Genomic DNA, 18,074 nt, shown 5'->3' with positions numbered 1-18,074 from the left:
TTTTTTACAAGTAGGGGGATCTTTCTTTGAATATTGTACAATTTGCAGTATCTATGGTTTTGTTCTTTGTGCTTTTCTTTGGTATAGGCTTTTTATTGAATATGATTCTTCGCTCATCCTGGATCATGGCCATCGTTTATCCGATTGTTGTCTTATTAATAGTTGATAACTTTGCAATGAGCCGTTATTTTACTGATACGGTATATGCTTTTTCAACTGTTTTTGAAAGGCTTGTAAATTTGAAAGTGGTGGATATTGTTATTCTAACGAGTGGTTTCGTCGGAACCATTGCTGCAGGTTTAGTGATCAAATGGCTGAGGAAAAATGGATATCAAATGTTTTGATTTATAACAATTAATGAACCTTAACGAGTTCACTCTGCTCTTTGTTAAGGTTTTTTTATTAGCCTTTATAAAATACAGGGTGTCGGTGTTTTTATGTAAGTTCCTTTTCTTGAAGGCCTAAATTAAGGCTGTCTTATTATGGTTAAGTCGAGGAATGAGTAGCGTTTTTGAATAAAAAAGGTCGACGTTGGACATGATGAACATCGTGAGGTGATCATCATGTTTAATATAGTCAAGAGATTACTATTCATCCTCCTTTTTATTGGGGCAATGTACAGCACGTGGGCGAATATATCGAATCTATCTATAAAAGATGTCGATGATTGGCTGGCTTTAAAACAACAGACATCCGAGAGTGAAAATAATCATAAAATCACAAATCCGTCAAGCCAACCTGCTGCATCTTATTCTGCCACAGAAGAAGATGTAGTAGAACTATTGAATCTCTCCCAATATCCTGCACGTACAGTTACGGCTACAGGTTATACGGCAGGGTATGAGTCAACAGGTAAGAATGAAGACCATCCGGCTTTTGGGATCACGTATTCGGGAGTGGAAGTAAAAAGAGATTTATATTCTACAATTGCTGCTGATATAGAGATCTTCCCCATCGGAACCGTTTTATTCATTCCAGGGTACGGTTATGGAGTGGTGGCTGATACAGGGTCAGCGATTAAAGGGGATAAGATAGATCTGTATTATCCGAGTGTCGATGACGTATACGATCACTGGGGCAAAAAAGAAACACAAGTATATGTGATCGAAGAGGGCGATGGCACATTAGCCGAAGAAGAACTCATTCATTACAATAATAACGAAACATTGGAAGTGTTTCGGGAGCAAATATTAGCTGAATAGCATAAACAAGCCGGTATCCTCGATACCGGCTTGTTTATGCTATAAGTCTCTGTTACATGATATTTTTGAAGGATATTTATAAAAGCGAATGTAAAAATGCAGTCAGTAAAATTCCCGTAAGGCCACCAAAGAAAACTTCAATAGGTTTATGACCTAATAATTCTTTTAATTCTTCTCGTTTTTGGAAATCTTCTTTGTTTGCCCATTCTCTTGCTTCTCCAACGAAACGTTGAAAGTCGTTAAGCAGGATATTCAGCATGATGGCCTGTTCACCAGTTTGCCGTCTGACTCCAGTTGAGTCGAACATCACTATGATTGTGAAAACAGCAGCGATAGCGAATATGGATGAGTTGAAGCCATGCTCTATCCCTACAGCTGTGGACAAGGCGGTGACTGCGGCGGAGTGACTACTAGGCATTCCCCCTGTACTGAACGCTAGTCCGGGATCCAGATTCCTTGAAGCGATGAATTGAATGGGGATTTTGACCACTTGTGCAAAAAAAATCGCTGCAATGGCTGCCCACAAAGGAAAGTTTTGTAGTAACTCCATGTCTCGTTTGACATCCTTTCTGACCCTAAAGTGAGTGTCTTTTTAAAAGTGTTTCTTAAGTATCATATCATATTTGAGATCAAATTGTCGTTTAAGAACTTAGCTGCGAAATCATGTGCAAAGTCTAGTATACTGACAATTGGAGGTGGAGTTTCGATGTTTCAATTTAGGAAAGAACTGTTTTGCGAAGAAGAAGCGTTAGTGATTGGTTTATTTTCCGGAAAAGTATGCAAGTCTTTCGAAAGTTTAAATGATGTTATGAACGGATCGGTATCGGAATATGCCAACGCAGGAGATATATCAAGTGACTATCAGGTAATCTCAAAGCTTTTGACCCACAAGCAAGCACAGCCGAAAAGGGTTTACTTTGTAGGTTTAGGAGATGAAAACAATCTGACCCGCGATCGATTTCGAAAAGCTTTTGGAGCCTTGTTCAAAAAACTTCAGGGAGAAGGAATAACAAAAGTTTCTATCGAATTGGATGGACTTGTACCATCTGAATTATCTCCTAAGGAGTGTGCATCATTAATCACAGAGAGTATGGGGATGGCGACCTATCAGCTGGCCCATTTCAAAACGAAAACTAAAGAAGAACTCCCTTATGTAAAGTATTTGACCTTCGTTACAAAAGAGACAGAAGAAGACCTTTATTATTCATCAGCTTTAGGTTACGCATTAAGTAAAGGAGTAAATACTGCCAGGCACCTTGTTCATTCACCGGCCAACCTGCTTACAGCTGCTGAAATGGCAGAGTTTGCAAGGGAATTAGCATTGATGCACGATTTCTCTGTAGAAATATTAGAAAAGGATGATATGGAACAAATGGGGATGGGTGCACTTTTAGCGGTCAATCAGGGTTCTGAGGAGCCTCCGGCGATGATTGTCCTAAAATATCAAGGGTTGCCTGAATGGAAGGATGTCACGGCATTCGTAGGCAAAGGAATTACTTATGATACGGGTGGTTATTCCATCAAACCTAAGACTGGTATGCCTGGTATGAAAGGGGATATGGGAGGGGCAGCGGCTGTTCTTGGAGCGATGGAAACCATCGGTCGCGTTCAGCCGAAGTGCAATGTCCTGGCGGTTATTCCTTCTACGGACAATATGATCTCAGGGTCCGCATTTAAACCCGATGATGTCATCACTTCTATGAGCGGACGCACGATCGAAGTGTTGAATACTGATGCGGAAGGTCGTCTTGCTCTAGCGGATGCCATCACGTATGCCAAACATTTAAAAGCTGATAGGATCATCGATGTGGCTACTCTGACAGGAGGTGTCGTAACGGCTTTAGGTTCATGGATGACAGGAGCCATGACGAATAATACTTCTCTATTTACTAAGGTCAGTGCTATTGCCGGTCAAATGGGAGAGCCGGTATGGCAGCTGCCATACAATGAGGATTATCGCGCCCAGATTAAAAAAAGTAACATCGCCGATTTAAATAACTCTCCCACAAGAAAAGCTCATGCGATTATGGGGGGCGCTTTTGTAGGGGAATTTGCTGAAGATACACCGTGGGTTCATTTGGATATAGCAGGAACCTCTATAAATGAACAAAGTCATGAATTAGGGCCAAAAGGACCCTCTGGAGTGATGGCACGTACATTAGCTTCATTTGCTATTCATTCATAAAAAAAAGGCCTTTACGGCCTTTTTTTTAATCTTGTATTGCTGCTTCGAGAGCGACTTCAATCATTTCGTTAAATGTGGATTGGCGTTCTTCAGATGAAGTTTCTTCTCCTGTAAGGATATGGTCGCTTACTGTTAGGACAGATAATGCTTCTCTATCATATTTGGCAGCCAGTGTATAAAGTGCGGTCGTTTCCATTTCTACAGCTAAAACGTTGTATTTGGCCAGTAAGTTGAAAACGTCCATCGCATTGTCACGATAAAAACTATCACTTGTGAAGACATTACCTACACGAAGCTTTAATCCTTTTTCAATTCCAGCATCATAAGCCTTTTTCAATAAATCGAAATCAGCTGTAGGCGCATAATCGATTCCTCCGAATACCATACGGTTCATTTGGGAATCTGTAGTTGCCGTTGAAGCAAGGATAACATCCCGAACTTTTACGTCTTTCTGCAATGCTCCGCACGTTCCTACACGGATCAGCTTCTGCACATCATAGCTTTCCATGAGTTCATTGATATAAATAGAAATAGAAGGGACTCCCATTCCAGTTCCTTGAACAGAAATTCGTTCTCCTTTATAAGTTCCTGTATATCCGTACATTCCACGAACTTCATTATAGCAAGTTACATCCTCAAGAAAATTCTCTGCAATATATTTTGCACGCAAAGGATCTCCAGGTAATAATATTTTGTCAGCAATGTCTCCGGGGTTTGCACCAATATGTACACTCATCGGCCGGACCTCCTCTTAACTTTTCTTTCGTTCTAAAATTACCACAACCTGCTTAGGAAAACAAATAAACAAGTGGAATGACCAATTGAGTACTGGTAGAATAAACTTAATAGTACGAAGAGAAATTAAGGAGGCGGCATGGCCGACTCTCCTTAACGAGGGGTAACGGACAGAAACGATTTACTCCTCATCTGCATTTTAACCACATGATTTTACTTCGTTTAAATTACTTGATGAAACTGTCTAACAGTTTAATGAAAGGGATGGTAAGGATGAACATCTCGATATCTCAGCTGCCAGGCATCGGTCAAAAAATTTCATTAAAAACGGCCGAAGACAGCATGCTTGTTTTAATTGTTCACCATACAGGAAAAAGAGAACTGTATTTTTTTGATGAAGCAGACAGTGAAGAAGCTGATTTTGCTATGGATCTTACGTCCGATGAGACGAGGGAACTGGGGGCGCAGCTGCTGGGGGCTACCTATCAGCCAGTAAATGCAGATCAATTGAAAATGTTTAAAAATCAGATTGTCATTGATTGGATTGAACTTAAAAATAACTCTCCAATCGTATTTAAGACGATTGAAGAATCAGAAGTCCGTAACAAAACAGGTGTTACGATTATCGGGATTGTAAAAGGAGATGAAACGATAGCCATCCCAGATGCCGATACGAAATTACAGCCTGGTGATGTAATCATGTCTATAGGAAAGCAGGATCAAATCGATAGTATGATCGCCTTGTGTAACGGAGGGGACTGATTGAATTGCATACAGATTTTCCCGAGTTGTTAGGTGCAGGGTTAATCCTGCTGTTTATTTTTTACTTAGGGTATTTAAGTATAAAAATAAAGATACCGAACGTGATCTTATATATATTGTTAGGCATCATTTTAGCTGATGCCTTAACAGATAATGAACTGCTTCATTTCGCAAGTGAGATCGGCATTGTTCTTTTGTTCTTCTTATTAGGCTTGGAATTCAATGTAAAACGTTTAGGGGGAATCGCGAAGAAAATATGGCCATCAGGCTTGCTGGATGTAGCTTTAAGTCTAGGTGTAACTACGGTCATTGCCCTGTTATTCAACTTAGATCTCTTTTCCAGTTTCCTCGTAGGAGGAATTGCGTATGCCACCAGTTCCTCAATTACGGCTAAACTATTGGACGACCGGGGTAGAATGGCGAATAGTGAGACTGAATTCATATTAGGGATCTTGATATTTGAAGATTTAGTTGCGCCTATCGTTGTAGCGATTTTGTTTGGGGTGAGCTCAGGTGAAAGTTTTACCTCCCTCTCTTTTTTCATATTGATTGGTAAAATTATTGGGATGACGCTGTTTGCGATTATTCTTGGTAAAACTCTTTTTAAAAATTTCGAAGCGTTCCTCGATAAAATTACAGATGAAGACTTTAAAACAGCGCTGTTGATTGGTATCGCTATTTCATATGGTGGTCTGGCCCTTTATCTAGGTTTATCAGAGGTGCTTGGAGCCTTTTTAGCCGGAATGATGCTGGCTGAAATCGGTAAAATTGATAAAATCGAACAGACAGTTCTCCCTGTACGTGACCTTATGCTTCCTACCTTTTTTATCTACTTCGGTACAACCATAGAGCTTGGGGACGGCATCCCGATGGCCGGTCTTCTAGTTTCTGTTATAGCCTGGTCGGTTATCGCTAAACTTTTAGTGGGGTTAGTTGGGGGGCCGATTTATGGTCTGTCTAAGAGAGCTTCATTACGAGCTGGTTTATCTTTATGTGCCAGAGGAGAATTCTCAGTAGTCATCGCAAGTGTCGCGTCAGGAACGTTAAAAGCTTTCAGTGGTCTGTACATTTTAATCGCCGCCTTCATCGGCATGATTTTGTTTGAAAAGGCTCCTAAACTTACTACTCGAATTTATGGAAAGCCAGTAAAAAAGAAAAAAAGCTTACGTGTACCTGGGGATTAACGTAATCAACCACGCTTCTCCTAAGATGAGCGTGGTCGGTTCTGTCTTTTATACTGGTTTTCTAAATCTTCGAGCTGATGCAGTGCCTGTTGGTTGAATTCTGTTTCTCTTCGAGTCAATTTATTCTTCAGCTTTTCGACAGAGTCCAAAAGGGAGGTGTAATAATCAGGTGGCTCCCTCGAATCATAAGATTCAACGGCTTGCTTATTAATATTCGCCTTTTCCTGAAAACTTAACGCTTTTCGCTGATGAAAAAATACCTCGCTCGTTTGACCAGGATTGTGCAGATCCCCTTGCATCGGGTGTTTATCTACTGCCAAAACCTTGATTAAGTGAGCGTTGTTCCGTTCTTCCAAAAATTCACCTATATAAATACCGGTTTTATAATGCGCTTTAACTAGATCACCTGAGGTGAATTGTGCCATGGCTACCGCCTCCTTAAGAGTATTGTAACAAAACTAATACTGTGAAAAAATCGTGAACACCTCTCTTCTTAAGTATAAATTTGTTATAATATGTGGAGATTGGAAAGGTGTGTGGTCGTCCTATGATGGAATTTCTTTATTTCCCACAGGATAAATCCGAATATATACCGGCAGTTCTCACTTTGCTCGTTTTTACGATTCTTGCTGTGATCACCATGTATTTCATCATTAAGTCTTCGCGTAAAGAAGAAAAAAAGATGGAGCAAAGTTCGAAGAACAAAACGTCAGCTTACAAGCAGCAGCCAAATGAAGACAGTACAAGACGATGAGGTTACCCTCTCGTCTTTTTTTATTTGCTCTGTGAAATTATAATCTTGATATTCATATAAGCTACATATTCTTTAAGCCTCCGTTTCGAGGTGTCCGGGCTGTTTCCGTAATGTTGCTTGCAGGTCCGGGAAAATCACTCGCTTTCCATGGAAGTTCGAGGAGGCTAAAAGCGCTGCCACGGAAAGCGGGTCAATCCCCGCAGCCCTGACCCATTACCCAATGTCTCGAAATCAAGTCTTCCAAGATCCTGCGATTTTGTCGAATAACTTTTTATGAAAAGTCAGCAAGAACGTTTAACAAACATTATAATTAATTGCTCTGCTATCCTACTGTATCCATCCTTTTCTACAGCTGCTTAATCAAAATATTTTCTCTTCCGCTTCCATATCTTTCACCGCTCAAAAACTCAAAATAGAGAATTCCTGATAACTGCAATATTGTAAAAATCGTTATGTACATCAATTTCGTTTAGCAGAGCTTTAACTTATAAAGTTCATCAATAAGGGGAAACTATGATTACCATTGATGTAATTGAAGGGAAGTTAAGGGATGAAATCAATATTAATGTTTGCAGTTCTCATATTTCTTATAGGATGTAATAGCGATGCCCGGTCCCCTGTTGAAACTGCTCTGTACAACCAGGGGAATGATCGAATCGGCACCGCGGTATTTATCGAGCAGCCGGACGGCGTAAAGCTGAATGTGACCGCAGAAGGTCTTACTCCAGGTATTCATGGAATTCACGTCCATGAGAGACCTGAATGCGAAGGACCTGACTTCAAGAGTGCGGGAAACCACTTCAATCCAAAAAACATGGAGCACGGATTAATGAATGAGAAGGGAGCTCACACTGGAGATCTTCCTAATATCGAAGCGGATGGAAGCGGATATGTGGATGTCGAGTTAATGATACCAGAAGCTACATTAAAAGACGCCCAAACATCACTATTGCGAGATGAAGGCACGGCTATAGTGATAAGCAGTCAAGCAGATGATGGAATGAGCCAGCCTGCAGGCGACTCAGGTGAACGGGTAGCTTGCGGAGTGATCACGTTAGAAGCGGACCAGGACGAGGCCAGTGATCCTGCTGAAGCGGATCAAAACAAAGAGTAACAAAAAGCTTCCCAGATTCAACTGGGAAGCTTTAATTTTTGCACCGCTTCAATAATTCTGTTTACACCATCTTCTATTAATTCATGAGGAGCTGCAATGTTAATGCGCATAAACCCTTGGCCTTCTTCACCAAAAGAACCACCGTCATTTAAGCCGACTTTGGCTTGTTTTTGCATAAAGGACTTTAATTCAGTGTGAGTCAGATTTAAAGCACGGCAGTCCAACCATAGTAGATAGGTACCCTCGGTAGGAACTACGCGTATAGAACTCGTTTCCGAGTGAAACTTCTCCATGACATAATCTCGATTAGCTTCTAACGTTTGTAGTAACTCTTCAAGCCATTCTTCGCCTTCAGAATAGGCAGCCTCCATGGCTGTCATCCCCAAAGTATTTAACATAAAAATGCCTTGATTATCAAACTGCTTTTTAACTGTCTGACGCAGTTCTTCGTTTGCTGTAACTAGATAGGAGGCCTGTAATCCAGCCAAATTAAAAGTTTTTGTAGGAGACATCAATGTAATCACCTGGTCATTCGTTTCTTTACTAAGGGAAGCAATTGGAATATGGGCGCGTTGATCAAATATAAGATCAGCATGGATCTCGTCAGAAATGATTTTTACGCCATGACGCAGGCAAATGTCACTCATTTTTTGCAGTTCATCTTTAGTCCAAACCCTTCCCACAGGGTTATGGGGATTACATAATATAAAAAGCTTTACGTTATTTTTTTTAATTTTTTCTTCAAAATCCTCAAAGTCAATGGAATAATATTCATCAATATAGTTCAGAGGGTTTTCTACAAGCTTCCGTCCATGGTCTTTTATAACGCTGTAAAAAGGAGGATATACTGGCGTTTGGATGATAATCGAATCATCTTTTTCAGTAAGTGCCTGTACAATCATATGCAAACTAGGAATAACTCCTGGGCTGTATGTGATCCATTCATTTTCAATTTCCCAGTCATGACGTTTTTTAAGCCACGTGTTAATTTGATCTTTTAATAAATCATCCGGCATAGTATATCCGAATATCCCGTGTTCAACTCTGTGCTTCAATGCTTTAATTACGGCTTCAGGGGCTTCAAAGTCCATATCTGCAACCCACATTGGGAGAACTTCTTTATCCTGATACAATTCTTCAGCGTAATCCCACTTAACGGATCTTGTTCCTTTGCGGGAAGTTATTTTTGAAAATCTACTCATTCGTATCACTCCAATAATAAGATCGCTCATTCACATGATACCGAAAAACTCAAACAGATGATACTGCAGTGTTTCTACTACATATAATGAAAAAAAAAGAAGCAAAGCGAACGTTCCGCTTTGCTTTCACAGGGGGAATACGAGAAAGTCTTACGTTAATCAATATAGCCATAAATCGTAAACTCTAAACCTCTTTTTTTGATTATTATTTTTCTTTTAATTCATAAAGTAGATTCATAGCTTTAAGTACTTCTTCTTCGGAGAAATCAAGGGACTTTCTAAGCAGCAATTTGGCTCGTTTCACACCTACTTCACCGATCAAGTTTTGAAGTTCTTCATCAATCGTGTGATCAGTCTGGTATTCGACTAATTCAGAAGCCGGAATATCGAGCACAGTAGAAATTTTCAGTAGTGTGTCCAGTTCAGGTTCTCTAGAATTGGATTCGTAAGACTCTAATGTCTGAACGCCAATCCTTGATTTCATAGCCAAATCCTCAATAGTGAACTCTTTCAGTTGACGATACTTTTTAATGTTATCTCCAACACTCATAAGTACCCCTCCTTGCCTTTTCTACATTATACCAATATGTAGTGGAAAAAGGATACTATAGGAACTCTTTGATTATTCTTAGAAGGTATGGTAAAATCAATAATTGCGTGAAAAGAAACGAATATTTTAATCAGGAGTTGTATAGCATGTCAGATAAGTTTCAAGAAGGTCAAGTTTTAGATGGTAAAGTAACAGGAATTCAGCCATATGGTGCATTCGTTGCCCTTGATGAAAAAGTGCAAGGTCTTGTGCATATTTCCGAAGTAACTCATGGCTACGTGAAGGATATTAACGAGCACCTAAATGAAGGTGATGAAGTCCAAGTTAAAATTCTTAACATCGATGCAGAAAAGAATAAATATTCTCTTTCCATCCGTGCGACACAGGAGGCACCTAAGCAAGAACAGCGCCGTCCTCGTAAGCAAGCTGCCCCTAAGCAGCAGCAATACCAGCAGGAGGATGCTTCTGCAGGATTTAATACGTTAAAAGACAAGTTAGAAGACTGGATTAAGCAGTCTGACGATCGCGAAAAGTTTCGTAAATAATCAAAACCCGGCTGAGCCAGCCGGGTTTTTTTTGTTAATCAGCTTCATCGCTATGTCTTACTCTCACATTTCATGGAAAGACATAACTCCGCTTTACACTTCACATACTTTTAGGCCTGAGCGGTTCTTTAACACTTTTAAGGCGTCTAGCCACTCGCGACATAAGCAAGTTCCTTACGTGAAGGAAGATCGCTTCACTATGCGGGAGCTTGCTTATGCATGTCAGGCCTGAACGCCCCTCTTCGCATTTCTTTTTACTTTTCGGTGGCGTCTACTGTTGCGTCATGATATTCAGCGGCACGCGAAAAGTATATAGATATGGCAATAAGTCCGCTAATTCCTACAAGTGTGTAAATGACACGTGCGAATGCACCACTCTGTTCTCCACCACCGAAGAGACCAGCAACTAAGTCATACTGGAATAGACCAACAAGTCCCCAGTTAATAGCTCCAATGATGATAAGCAATAAGGCTGTTCTTTGAATCCAGCTCATTCTTTTCCCCTCCTTACTACGTTGAATTAGTCATAGGTTGAGCGAAGTGAGAAATTTTATACATAACGCATTTCTTTTGAGTATCTGTTTGAGATAGTGGATAATGTGATATTGTACGAAAGATACTCACTTTTGAGAGGAGAATATTGAGATGGATGCATTTACTTTCCATAATCCAACCAAATTAATTTTTGGTAGAAATCAAGTGGAACAATTAACTGAGCAAATACCAAATGATACGAATAAAGTGTTAGTCGTGTATGGTGGCGGAAGTATAAAGAAAAATGGCGTTTATGATGACGTCATGAAAGAACTGAATAGTTTAGAAGTAGAAGTACACGAACTGTCAGGTGTTGAGCCAAATCCAAGGCTGACTACGGTTAGAAAAGGCGTGGATATTTGTAAAAAAGAAAACATTGATTTCATTTTGGCTGTAGGAGGCGGAAGTGTCATTGACTGTACGAAGACTATAGCTGCTGGAGCTAAATATGAAGGAGATGCGTGGGACCTTGTTACAAGACAAGCTACTCCAGAGGGTGCAATACCTTTTGGTACGGTTCTGACGCTTGCGGCTACAGGTTCAGAAATGAACGGCGGAGCTGTTATTACGAATTGGGAAACGAATGAGAAGTATGGATGGGGATTCGCACCATATACGTACCCAACCTTTTCCATTCTTGATCCTCAGAATACAATGACAGTACCACGAGATCAAACCATTTACGGGATCGTGGATATGATGAGTCATTTGATGGAACAATATTTCCATAATAATACGCAGTCACCCGTGCAAGATGAGATGGTAGAAGGGGTCTTACGTACGGTCATCGATACAGCACCCAAATTACTTGACGATTTAGAGTCTTATGAACACCGCGAAACCATTCTATATGCTGGAACAATTGCATTGAATGGAATGCTTCAGATGGGTTACCGCGGAGACTGGGCTTCTCACAATATCGAGCACGCCGTCTCAGCTGTATACGATATTCCTCATGCAGGAGGTTTGGCCATCCTTTTCCCTAATTGGATGAAGCATAATGTTGAAGTTAACGTATCTCGATTTGCACGATTTGCTGAAAAAGTTTTCCAAGTGGATCCAGAAGGCAAATCAGATCGTGAAGTAGCTGAGCAGGGAATTGAAGAACTGAGGAATTTCTGGTCTTCATTAGGTGCTCCAGAGACGCTGGCTGATTATGACATCAATGACGATCAATTTAATGTAATTATCAATCGTGCGATGAAACGCGGTGCTTTTGGCAATTTCAATAAGTTGGAAGATGAAGATGTAGCAAAAATATTAGAGATGTCTAAATAATTAATTTCAGAGACACAGTTGTATGCTGTGTCTCTTTTTCATGTGAAGCGCTTTCATATTAAATGCTTACTTGATTTGCTAAGAAGGTTCCGATAAAGTGAAAATAGCTCATTAAAAAATGACTTGGAGGAATTTGAATGACACACGTTCGCTTTGACTATAAAAAAGCATTACCGTTCTTTAACGAACATGAAATTGAATATATGCAAGGAGCCGTATCACTTGCTCATAAAGCACTGCATGAAAAAACTGGCGCTGGTAACGATTTCCTAGGGTGGATCGACTTACCGGAAGACTACGATCGAGAAGAATTTGCTCGAATTCAAAAGTCAGCTGCTAAAATCAAAGAAGATTCTGATGTTCTATTAGTGATCGGAATCGGTGGTTCTTACCTTGGCGCCCGAGCTGCAATTGAAATGCTTAACCATAGCTTCTACAATGAACTATCTTCTGAACAGCGCGGCACTCCTCAAGTGTTTTTCGTAGGGAACAGCATTAGCGCTCCATACTTAAACGATTTATTTGACCTGCTTAAAGGGAAGGACGTTTCCGTCAATGTAATTTCTAAAAGCGGAACGACAACTGAACCAGCGATCGCCTTCCGTGCTTTCCGAAAGTTTTTGGAGGAAAAGTACGGTCAGGAAGAAGCACAGAAGAGAATTTATGCCACTACAGATAAAAACAAGGGAGCTTTAAAGACTTTGGCTGATGAACAGGGCTACGAGTCTTTTGTCGTGCCTGATGATGTAGGTGGACGTTATTCTGTTCTAACAGCGGTAGGGTTACTTCCGATTGCCGTAAGCGGTGTTGATATTGAAGCAATGATGGAAGGTGCTAATGCAGCGCGTAAAGACTTGAGTACAGACAATTTGGATGAGAATCCTGCTTATCAATACGCTGCTGTACGTAACGCTCTTTACAGTAAAGGGAAAACGATTGAGATGATGATCAACTATGAACCTTCCTTACAATATTTTTCTGAATGGTGGAAGCAGCTGTTCGGTGAAAGTGAAGGAAAGGATCAAAAAGGTATTTATCCGTCTTCCGCGAATTTCTCAACAGATTTACACTCCTTAGGACAGTACGTGCAGGACGGTCGAAGAGATTTATTCGAAACAGTTTTACATGTAGAAACACCTAAATCTGATTACACGATTGAAGAAGATCAACAAAACTTAGACGGGCTCAACTATTTGGCTGGTGAAACAGTTGATTACGTCAACGAGAAAGCCTATGAGGGAACGATGCTTGCTCACACAGATGGTCAAGTTCCGAACTTAATCGTTCACGTACCGAAGCTTGATGCTTATACTTTCGGTTATCTTGCCTATTTCTTTGAAAAAGCATGCGCTGTCAGTGGCTATCTCCTAGGAGTAAATCCTTTCGATCAGCCAGGGGTAGAAGCATATAAGAAGAACATGTTTGCCTTATTAGGCAAGCCTGGCTTTGAAAAAGAAAAAGAAGAATTAGAAAAACGTCTATAAGATAAATGAAAACCACCTCCAATTATTGGTTAATCGGAGGTGGTTTTTTTGGGTAAGCTAATCTCTAAAGGAGGTGCTGAGTATGATTACTTTAGAGTCAGAACTAACGAATAAGTTGTTTGTTTTTCATGAAATGGAACAGGCGCTTCAACCGCTTGGTTTTAAATTAGCAGACAACTGGGAGTACGATCATGGTTATTTGGATTATAAAATTGATAACGAAGCTTCAGGTTACCAATTTCTCCGTCTTCCAGTAGAAGTTATAGAAGGACAGTTTCTGGATAACCCTTCAGATGCTACTTTAGTAAAAGTGAAAGAGCCCTATCTATTGGCACATTACTATCAGGATGGCATAGATGACCATGTAAGAGAGGGGAACTTCAGAGCATCGTTCGATCAGTTCCAGGAACCAAAAGATAAAGATGGTGAATTTCCTGAACATCTTATCCCTGTAGGAATGCAAGCCTTACTAGATGCTGAGCAGGCGTTACGTGCGCAGCGGAATGAGCAAAATTAACGACTGTACTTTTTCTAATGGAATAAGATGGTCGATCACAAAATATAATTTTTTGTTCTGGCGATAGCCTACAATGACCGACCCTTGTTCGAGATAATGGATCACCGCCTCCTTCATAGATTGATCTTTAAGAACTAAAGGGACAGATTCTTCGTGGAATTGTCTTGATGTCAGTAATTCGAGCAACAATTGGAAAGGCTCAACAGGATCGGTATGGTATAGTTCGTGATATATCAAGCTGCTCATGAAATCATTCGATCGGATGACGGTATTTGCTCCTGCCCGCTCTGCATTAATCTTTTGCTTATCTGTCAACACTTCGGCAATGATGAAGAGGGAGGGGTGGTGACCTTTCAGTGCTACGGTCTGGTGGATTACAGACTGATCAGCAGAGTGTTCTGCTTTTGAAGGATCGGCTGTTATGATAGCTGTTTTAGCTTCTTTCAAGTTAGCTTTTTCCAGAGTCTCTTCCATTGTCGCATCTCCTTGAACGAAATGGACGTTAGAATGGTTTTCATAAAGCCGTTTCATGGATCGATCAATTAATACTATATATTCTTCGCTGTTATTCTCCTCCATCATATCGATCAGTTGACGCGTGCGTTCATTCCAGCCGATGATAACAATATGGTGTTTACCTTTATATTGGACTCTTCCTCTAGATAAATCACGTTCGTGCTGGACGGTAGCTGAAGATAAAGTAGCCATATAAAAAGTTAAAAGGCCGCCTCCAGTCAATATCAATAAAATAGTGATTATTCGGCCAGCCGTAGTTAAAGGGACATAATCTCCATAACCGACTGTTGCCCCAGTAATAAAAGCCCACCAGATTCCATCGAATACGGTAGGGAAAGTGCCAGGTTCAATCGTATGGATGACTACTCCATAGAAAACCATGAATAATAGGACTGTCCCTAATAAGCGCAAGAATACGGGCAGTTGAAAGTATAGACGAAGCCATTGCTGCATGACAGAGCTCCTCTTTTTTTCCTTAGTATGTCTCTAACACAGCGGCTTCAAACATAAAAAAAGTGCCTCTTTAGAAATGAAAGAGGCACTTTGATCATGACGTCAAGGCTTTCTTTAAGTCGTTGTATACGTAGGAACGAAAATCTTCATTGTCACGATAAGCTTTTGTGATAAATTGGAACATCTCGTTTTGCTTCTCTTTAAACTGCTCATCACTCTCTGCAGGTAAGTTGGCGCTTGAGCTTTCTATAAAATGCTGTAACTCTGGTGCACGGGGTCCCCAATTAAATAATTCGTTCCCTTCACGATCAATGATGATAATCTTCGGAATCGATCTTGACGTTTTATTAGTTAAATATTGGTCCATTAACGTTAAGTTCTCATCTCTCAGTAAAAAGTGAGTATCAATTCTGCTTATTTCTGCAATACGAAGGAAAACGGGTATATTAAGCATTGCATCTCCGCACCAGTCTTCCGTCAATATAATCGCCCTGAGGTTCTTTCCTCTAAGTTGTGCAAGGAGAGGTTCGTCCTCTGTTGGTACTTTAAAATGTTCGTAAATATAAACGAAGCCCTGCTGATGCTGACTCATAGAATCCACATATTCCTGGGCGGTAATTCCTTTTTCGAACCACTCGTTTAGTTCCATAGCAACTCCTCCTCAATAACTACATACTCATTGAGAGTTCCCTAAATCATATTAGATTAAGCGTGTTTTTAAAAATGATTGCTAATGGTGGTATAATTTTATTGTTGAAAATAAAGAGGAGGTTTATTACATATGGAAAAAGAAGCAAAGCAATTCCTTATGGAACTATTAACTATTCCGTCACCTTCAAGCATGGAAATGGAAATCCAAAAGCGTTGGATGAAGGAAATGAAAAGTTATGCTGATGAAATCCGTACAGATCACGCTGGTAACGCAATAGCCGTCCTGAATCCCGAAGCTGAATTCAAAGTTCTGTTAGCTGGACATTGTGATGAGATCGCTTTAGTCATCAACAGAATCGATGAACAGGGATATTTGCATTTTGATAAAATGGGTGGAATCAATCCTAAGGCAGCCGTAGGGATGAAAGTCACCGTACTTGGTGAAGAAAAAAACTTCTCCGGAGTGATCGGTGTGAACGCCCAGCACCACGGGGGATTAAAGGGTGATTTTGGCCTGGACGATCTTTTTATAGACTGCGGAGCTAAATCTAAAGAAGAAATCTCAGAATTCATAAAAATTGGGGACTTGGCGGTATATAAGAGAGAACCTGAAATTCTTATGGATCGATACATCTCAGGTCGGGGACTTGATAATCGTACAGGACAATTCATAGTAGGGGAAGTAGTGCGCAGGCTGTCTAAAAAGGAATTGAAGGTCGGACTTTATGCGGCAAGCACGGTGAACGAAGAAACAAATATGGGTGGGGCATATTTTGCCGCTGCAGGGGTTGAACCAACTATGGCAATTGCCTGTGATGTGACTTTTGCAACAGACTATCCCGGAGTGAATAAGAATAAATACGGAGACATCACCCTGGATGGTGGTCCAGTGCTGGCGAAGGGTGCTCCTATCAACCGAAAGATCAACAAATTGTTAGAAACAAGTGCCAAAACACTGGATATGGACGTCCAATATGAGTTGACTTCACGTTCGACAGGCACTGATGCTGACCGTATGCGGCTCACGGGTAAAGGAGTGCCGGTCAGTTTGGTTTCTCTGCCGCTTAGGTATATGCATTCGCCTGTTGAAACAGCCAGTCTGCAAGATATTGAGGAAGAAATCGAACTGCTAGTCCACCTGATCGAAAACATGAGTGGTCAGGAAAATTTGAACCCTTTAGAAGATTAAATAACTTGAACAATTGGATGGAATCGAATAGAATTAAATTACAATTCGATATCGATTCAAATCTTCGGGGCAGGGTGCAATTCCCGACCGACGGTAAGGAGTGTGTCAGTACACTCTAAGTCCGTGACCCGCTTTGTGTAAAAGCTTTGCGGTTGACCTGGTGAGATTCCGGGACCGACAGTTAAAGTCTGGATGGGAGAAGATCATGAGCGCAAGAAAGGTAGTAGCACATTACTATCTTTAATTCTCAATGAGTGCATAAACAACCCCTGGAGCGTTTTATCTGCTTCAGGGGTTTTAATTTTTCCTTTTTGAGTAAGCTTACCTTCATCTGGGATTCTGAATCGATAGAAAAGATGAAGGAGGAACCACATTGAACCAAAGTCGAGTATCCAATCTGTCAAAATTGATTATTTTAGCGCTGTTCGGGAGTATTTCCATGGTGCTTATGTTTTTGAATTTTCCGCTTCCTATGCTGCCTCCTTATTTAAAGGTCGATTTCAGTGAAGTTCCTGCATTGCTGGCAGCTATTTTATTCACTCCGGCTGCGGGCATTGCCGTAGAGGCTTTAAAGAATATTTTGTACCTGATTTATACCGGAGCGGGTGACCCGGTAGGGGTAGCAGCGAATTTTTCAGCGGGAGTTCTTTTCATTGTGCCAGTATCTATTCTCTATCATAAATTCAAAAGTACAAAAGGGTTGATTTCCGGGTTGGTGTCTGGCGCCGTGATTATGGCTGTTGGAATGAGCGTCTTGAACTATTTCTTGATTCTTCCAGCCTACAGCTGGTTCATGGGATGGGAATCAATGACTGCTGAAGTCAAAAGTTTTACAGTATTAGCAGGTATTTTACCGTTTAATGCTTTAAAAGGAATAATTGTAGGGATTCTATTTGTTCCTTTATTCATTAAGCTGCGACCGTGGATTGAGCAGAAACGACTGCGCCACTCGTCCGCTGCATAAAAAATGGCCTTCCAACAAATTTGGAGGGCCATTTTTTTATGGTTTCAAGAAAACATGATTAATATTTATTACATTAAAGAATTCTTCAATAATATGGGGGTTTTATAGGAGGTTTGATTTCGAGAAATTGGAAAGGTTACACTTGTTTGGACAGTTTCGTTAAGGTCAGTTACACTTTACTAAATATTTCAATCAAGGAGACTAAACATGACCCCAAGGAATCGCCGTAACTTTACTGATGAATTTAAGAAGCAA

21 protein-coding genes and 1 riboswitch are annotated in these 18,074 nt (G+C 40.6%); of the genes, 13 read left to right on the top strand and 8 right to left on the bottom strand.

What is annotated here, in order from left to right:
• Positions 1 to 26: 26 nt before the first annotated feature.
• Both LF817_RS15735 and LF817_RS15730 read left to right on the top strand, forming a co-directional pair.
• The gene (locus tag LF817_RS15735) at positions 27 to 344 is read left to right on the top strand and encodes a YuiB family protein (RefSeq protein WP_253936765.1); all 318 of its coding nucleotides are present in this window, start codon (positions 27 to 29) and stop codon (positions 342 to 344) included.
• A gap of 219 nt (positions 345 to 563) precedes the next feature.
• Positions 564 to 1,202, top strand: a complete 639-nt coding sequence (locus LF817_RS15730) for a 3D domain-containing protein (RefSeq protein ID WP_253936764.1) — start codon at positions 564 to 566, stop codon at positions 1,200 to 1,202.
• A 76-nt stretch (positions 1,203 to 1,278) separates the two neighbouring features.
• Here LF817_RS15730 and LF817_RS15725 read toward each other — a convergent pair whose 3' ends face one another.
• A complete protein-coding gene (locus LF817_RS15725) occupies positions 1,279 to 1,752 on the bottom strand; it encodes a divergent PAP2 family protein (RefSeq protein ID WP_253936763.1) in 474 nt (157 codons plus the stop codon).
• A gap of 156 nt (positions 1,753 to 1,908) precedes the next feature.
• Between LF817_RS15725 and LF817_RS15720 the strand changes: the two genes are divergently transcribed.
• On the top strand, positions 1,909 to 3,387 hold the full coding sequence (locus tag LF817_RS15720) for a leucyl aminopeptidase (RefSeq protein ID WP_253936762.1): 1,479 nt from the start codon (positions 1,909 to 1,911) through the stop codon (positions 3,385 to 3,387).
• Positions 3,388 to 3,412: 25 nt separating this feature from the next.
• Here the strand turns inward: LF817_RS15720 and deoD are convergent, their stop codons facing one another.
• A complete protein-coding gene (gene deoD, locus LF817_RS15715) occupies positions 3,413 to 4,123 on the bottom strand; it encodes a purine-nucleoside phosphorylase (RefSeq protein WP_253936761.1) in 711 nt (236 codons plus the stop codon).
• Positions 4,124 to 4,395: 272 nt separating this feature from the next.
• On the opposite strand from deoD, the gene LF817_RS15710 reads away from it, so the two are divergent.
• Complete coding sequence (locus tag LF817_RS15710; RefSeq protein WP_253936760.1) at positions 4,396 to 4,884, top strand: cation:proton antiporter regulatory subunit; 489 nt, start codon at positions 4,396 to 4,398, stop codon at positions 4,882 to 4,884.
• 5 nt (positions 4,885 to 4,889) lie between these two features.
• Positions 4,890 to 6,068 (top strand): cation:proton antiporter, encoded by a 1,179-nt coding sequence (locus tag LF817_RS15705; RefSeq protein ID WP_253936759.1) that lies wholly within the window; start codon positions 4,890 to 4,892, stop codon positions 6,066 to 6,068.
• 20 nt (positions 6,069 to 6,088) lie between these two features.
• Here LF817_RS15705 and kapB read toward each other — a convergent pair whose 3' ends face one another.
• A complete protein-coding gene (kapB, locus tag LF817_RS15700; RefSeq protein WP_253936758.1) occupies positions 6,089 to 6,493 on the bottom strand; it encodes a kinase-associated lipoprotein KapB in 405 nt (134 codons plus the stop codon).
• 122 nt (positions 6,494 to 6,615) lie between these two features.
• Here kapB and LF817_RS15695 point away from each other — a divergent pair, with 122 nt between their 5' ends.
• Both LF817_RS15695 and LF817_RS15690 read left to right on the top strand, forming a co-directional pair.
• Positions 6,616 to 6,822: a hypothetical protein gene (locus tag LF817_RS15695; RefSeq protein ID WP_253936757.1), complete on the top strand. Its 207-nt coding sequence runs from the start codon at positions 6,616 to 6,618 to the stop codon at positions 6,820 to 6,822.
• Positions 6,823 to 7,372: 550 nt separating this feature from the next.
• Positions 7,373 to 7,936, top strand: coding sequence for a superoxide dismutase family protein (locus tag LF817_RS15690; protein WP_253936756.1), 564 nt, complete (start codon positions 7,373 to 7,375; stop codon positions 7,934 to 7,936).
• A 17-nt stretch (positions 7,937 to 7,953) separates the two neighbouring features.
• On the opposite strand, the gene LF817_RS15685 is transcribed toward LF817_RS15690, so the two are convergent.
• Together LF817_RS15685 and LF817_RS15680 are read right to left on the bottom strand one after the other, a co-directional pair.
• Positions 7,954 to 9,138, bottom strand: a complete 1,185-nt coding sequence (locus LF817_RS15685) for a MalY/PatB family protein (protein WP_253936755.1) — start codon at positions 9,136 to 9,138, stop codon at positions 7,954 to 7,956.
• A 205-nt stretch (positions 9,139 to 9,343) separates the two neighbouring features.
• Entirely contained in the window at positions 9,344 to 9,688 is a 345-nt protein-coding gene (locus tag LF817_RS15680; protein WP_253936754.1) for a helix-turn-helix domain-containing protein, read from the bottom strand.
• A gap of 146 nt (positions 9,689 to 9,834) precedes the next feature.
• On the opposite strand from LF817_RS15680, the gene yugI reads away from it, so the two are divergent.
• Entirely contained in the window at positions 9,835 to 10,233 is a 399-nt protein-coding gene (gene yugI / locus LF817_RS15675; RefSeq protein WP_253936753.1) for a S1 domain-containing post-transcriptional regulator GSP13, read from the top strand.
• A gap of 254 nt (positions 10,234 to 10,487) precedes the next feature.
• On the opposite strand, the gene LF817_RS15670 is transcribed toward yugI, so the two are convergent.
• On the bottom strand, positions 10,488 to 10,727 hold the full coding sequence (locus tag LF817_RS15670; RefSeq protein WP_253936752.1) for a DUF378 domain-containing protein: 240 nt from the start codon (positions 10,725 to 10,727) through the stop codon (positions 10,488 to 10,490).
• Positions 10,728 to 10,878: 151 nt separating this feature from the next.
• Here LF817_RS15670 and LF817_RS15665 point away from each other — a divergent pair, with 151 nt between their 5' ends.
• The 3 genes from LF817_RS15665 (at position 10,879) to LF817_RS15655 (ending at position 14,046) form a co-directional block, all read left to right on the top strand.
• Complete coding sequence (locus LF817_RS15665; protein ID WP_253936751.1) at positions 10,879 to 12,045, top strand: iron-containing alcohol dehydrogenase; 1,167 nt, start codon at positions 10,879 to 10,881, stop codon at positions 12,043 to 12,045.
• 137 nt (positions 12,046 to 12,182) lie between these two features.
• Positions 12,183 to 13,529, top strand: coding sequence for a glucose-6-phosphate isomerase (locus LF817_RS15660; protein WP_253936750.1), 1,347 nt, complete (start codon positions 12,183 to 12,185; stop codon positions 13,527 to 13,529).
• Between the two features lie 82 nt (positions 13,530 to 13,611).
• Positions 13,612 to 14,046 carry a YugN family protein gene (locus LF817_RS15655; protein ID WP_253936749.1) on the top strand — a complete coding sequence of 145 codons (435 nt, stop codon included), beginning with the start codon at positions 13,612 to 13,614 and terminating at the stop codon, positions 14,044 to 14,046.
• Here the strand turns inward: LF817_RS15655 and LF817_RS15650 are convergent.
• The gene (locus LF817_RS15650; RefSeq protein WP_253936748.1) at positions 14,017 to 15,015 is read right to left on the bottom strand and encodes a potassium channel family protein; all 999 of its coding nucleotides are present in this window, start codon (positions 15,013 to 15,015) and stop codon (positions 14,017 to 14,019) included. The two genes, LF817_RS15655 and LF817_RS15650, sit on opposite strands and share 30 nt — an antisense overlap.
• 94 nt (positions 15,016 to 15,109) lie before the next feature.
• Positions 15,110 to 15,664, bottom strand: a complete 555-nt coding sequence (locus LF817_RS15645) for a thioredoxin family protein (protein ID WP_253936747.1) — start codon at positions 15,662 to 15,664, stop codon at positions 15,110 to 15,112.
• A 132-nt stretch (positions 15,665 to 15,796) separates the two neighbouring features.
• Between LF817_RS15645 and LF817_RS15640 the strand changes: the two genes are divergently transcribed.
• Both LF817_RS15640 and LF817_RS15635 read left to right on the top strand, forming a co-directional pair.
• The gene (locus LF817_RS15640) at positions 15,797 to 16,855 is read left to right on the top strand and encodes a M20/M25/M40 family metallo-hydrolase (RefSeq protein ID WP_253936746.1); all 1,059 of its coding nucleotides are present in this window, start codon (positions 15,797 to 15,799) and stop codon (positions 16,853 to 16,855) included.
• A 56-nt stretch (positions 16,856 to 16,911) separates the two neighbouring features.
• Positions 16,912 to 17,063: riboswitch (FMN riboswitch) on the top strand.
• 165 nt (positions 17,064 to 17,228) lie between these two features.
• Positions 17,229 to 17,819 carry an ECF transporter S component gene (locus tag LF817_RS15635; protein ID WP_256558340.1) on the top strand — a complete coding sequence of 197 codons (591 nt, stop codon included), beginning with the start codon at positions 17,229 to 17,231 and terminating at the stop codon, positions 17,817 to 17,819.
• The last annotated feature ends 255 nt before the right edge of the window (positions 17,820 to 18,074 follow it).

This window comes from Halobacillus sp. A1 (assembly GCF_024189295.1).
Lineage (GTDB): Bacteria > Bacillota > Bacilli > Bacillales > Halobacillaceae > Halobacillus_A.
This window is presented reverse-complemented; position numbering and strand designations above follow the sequence as displayed.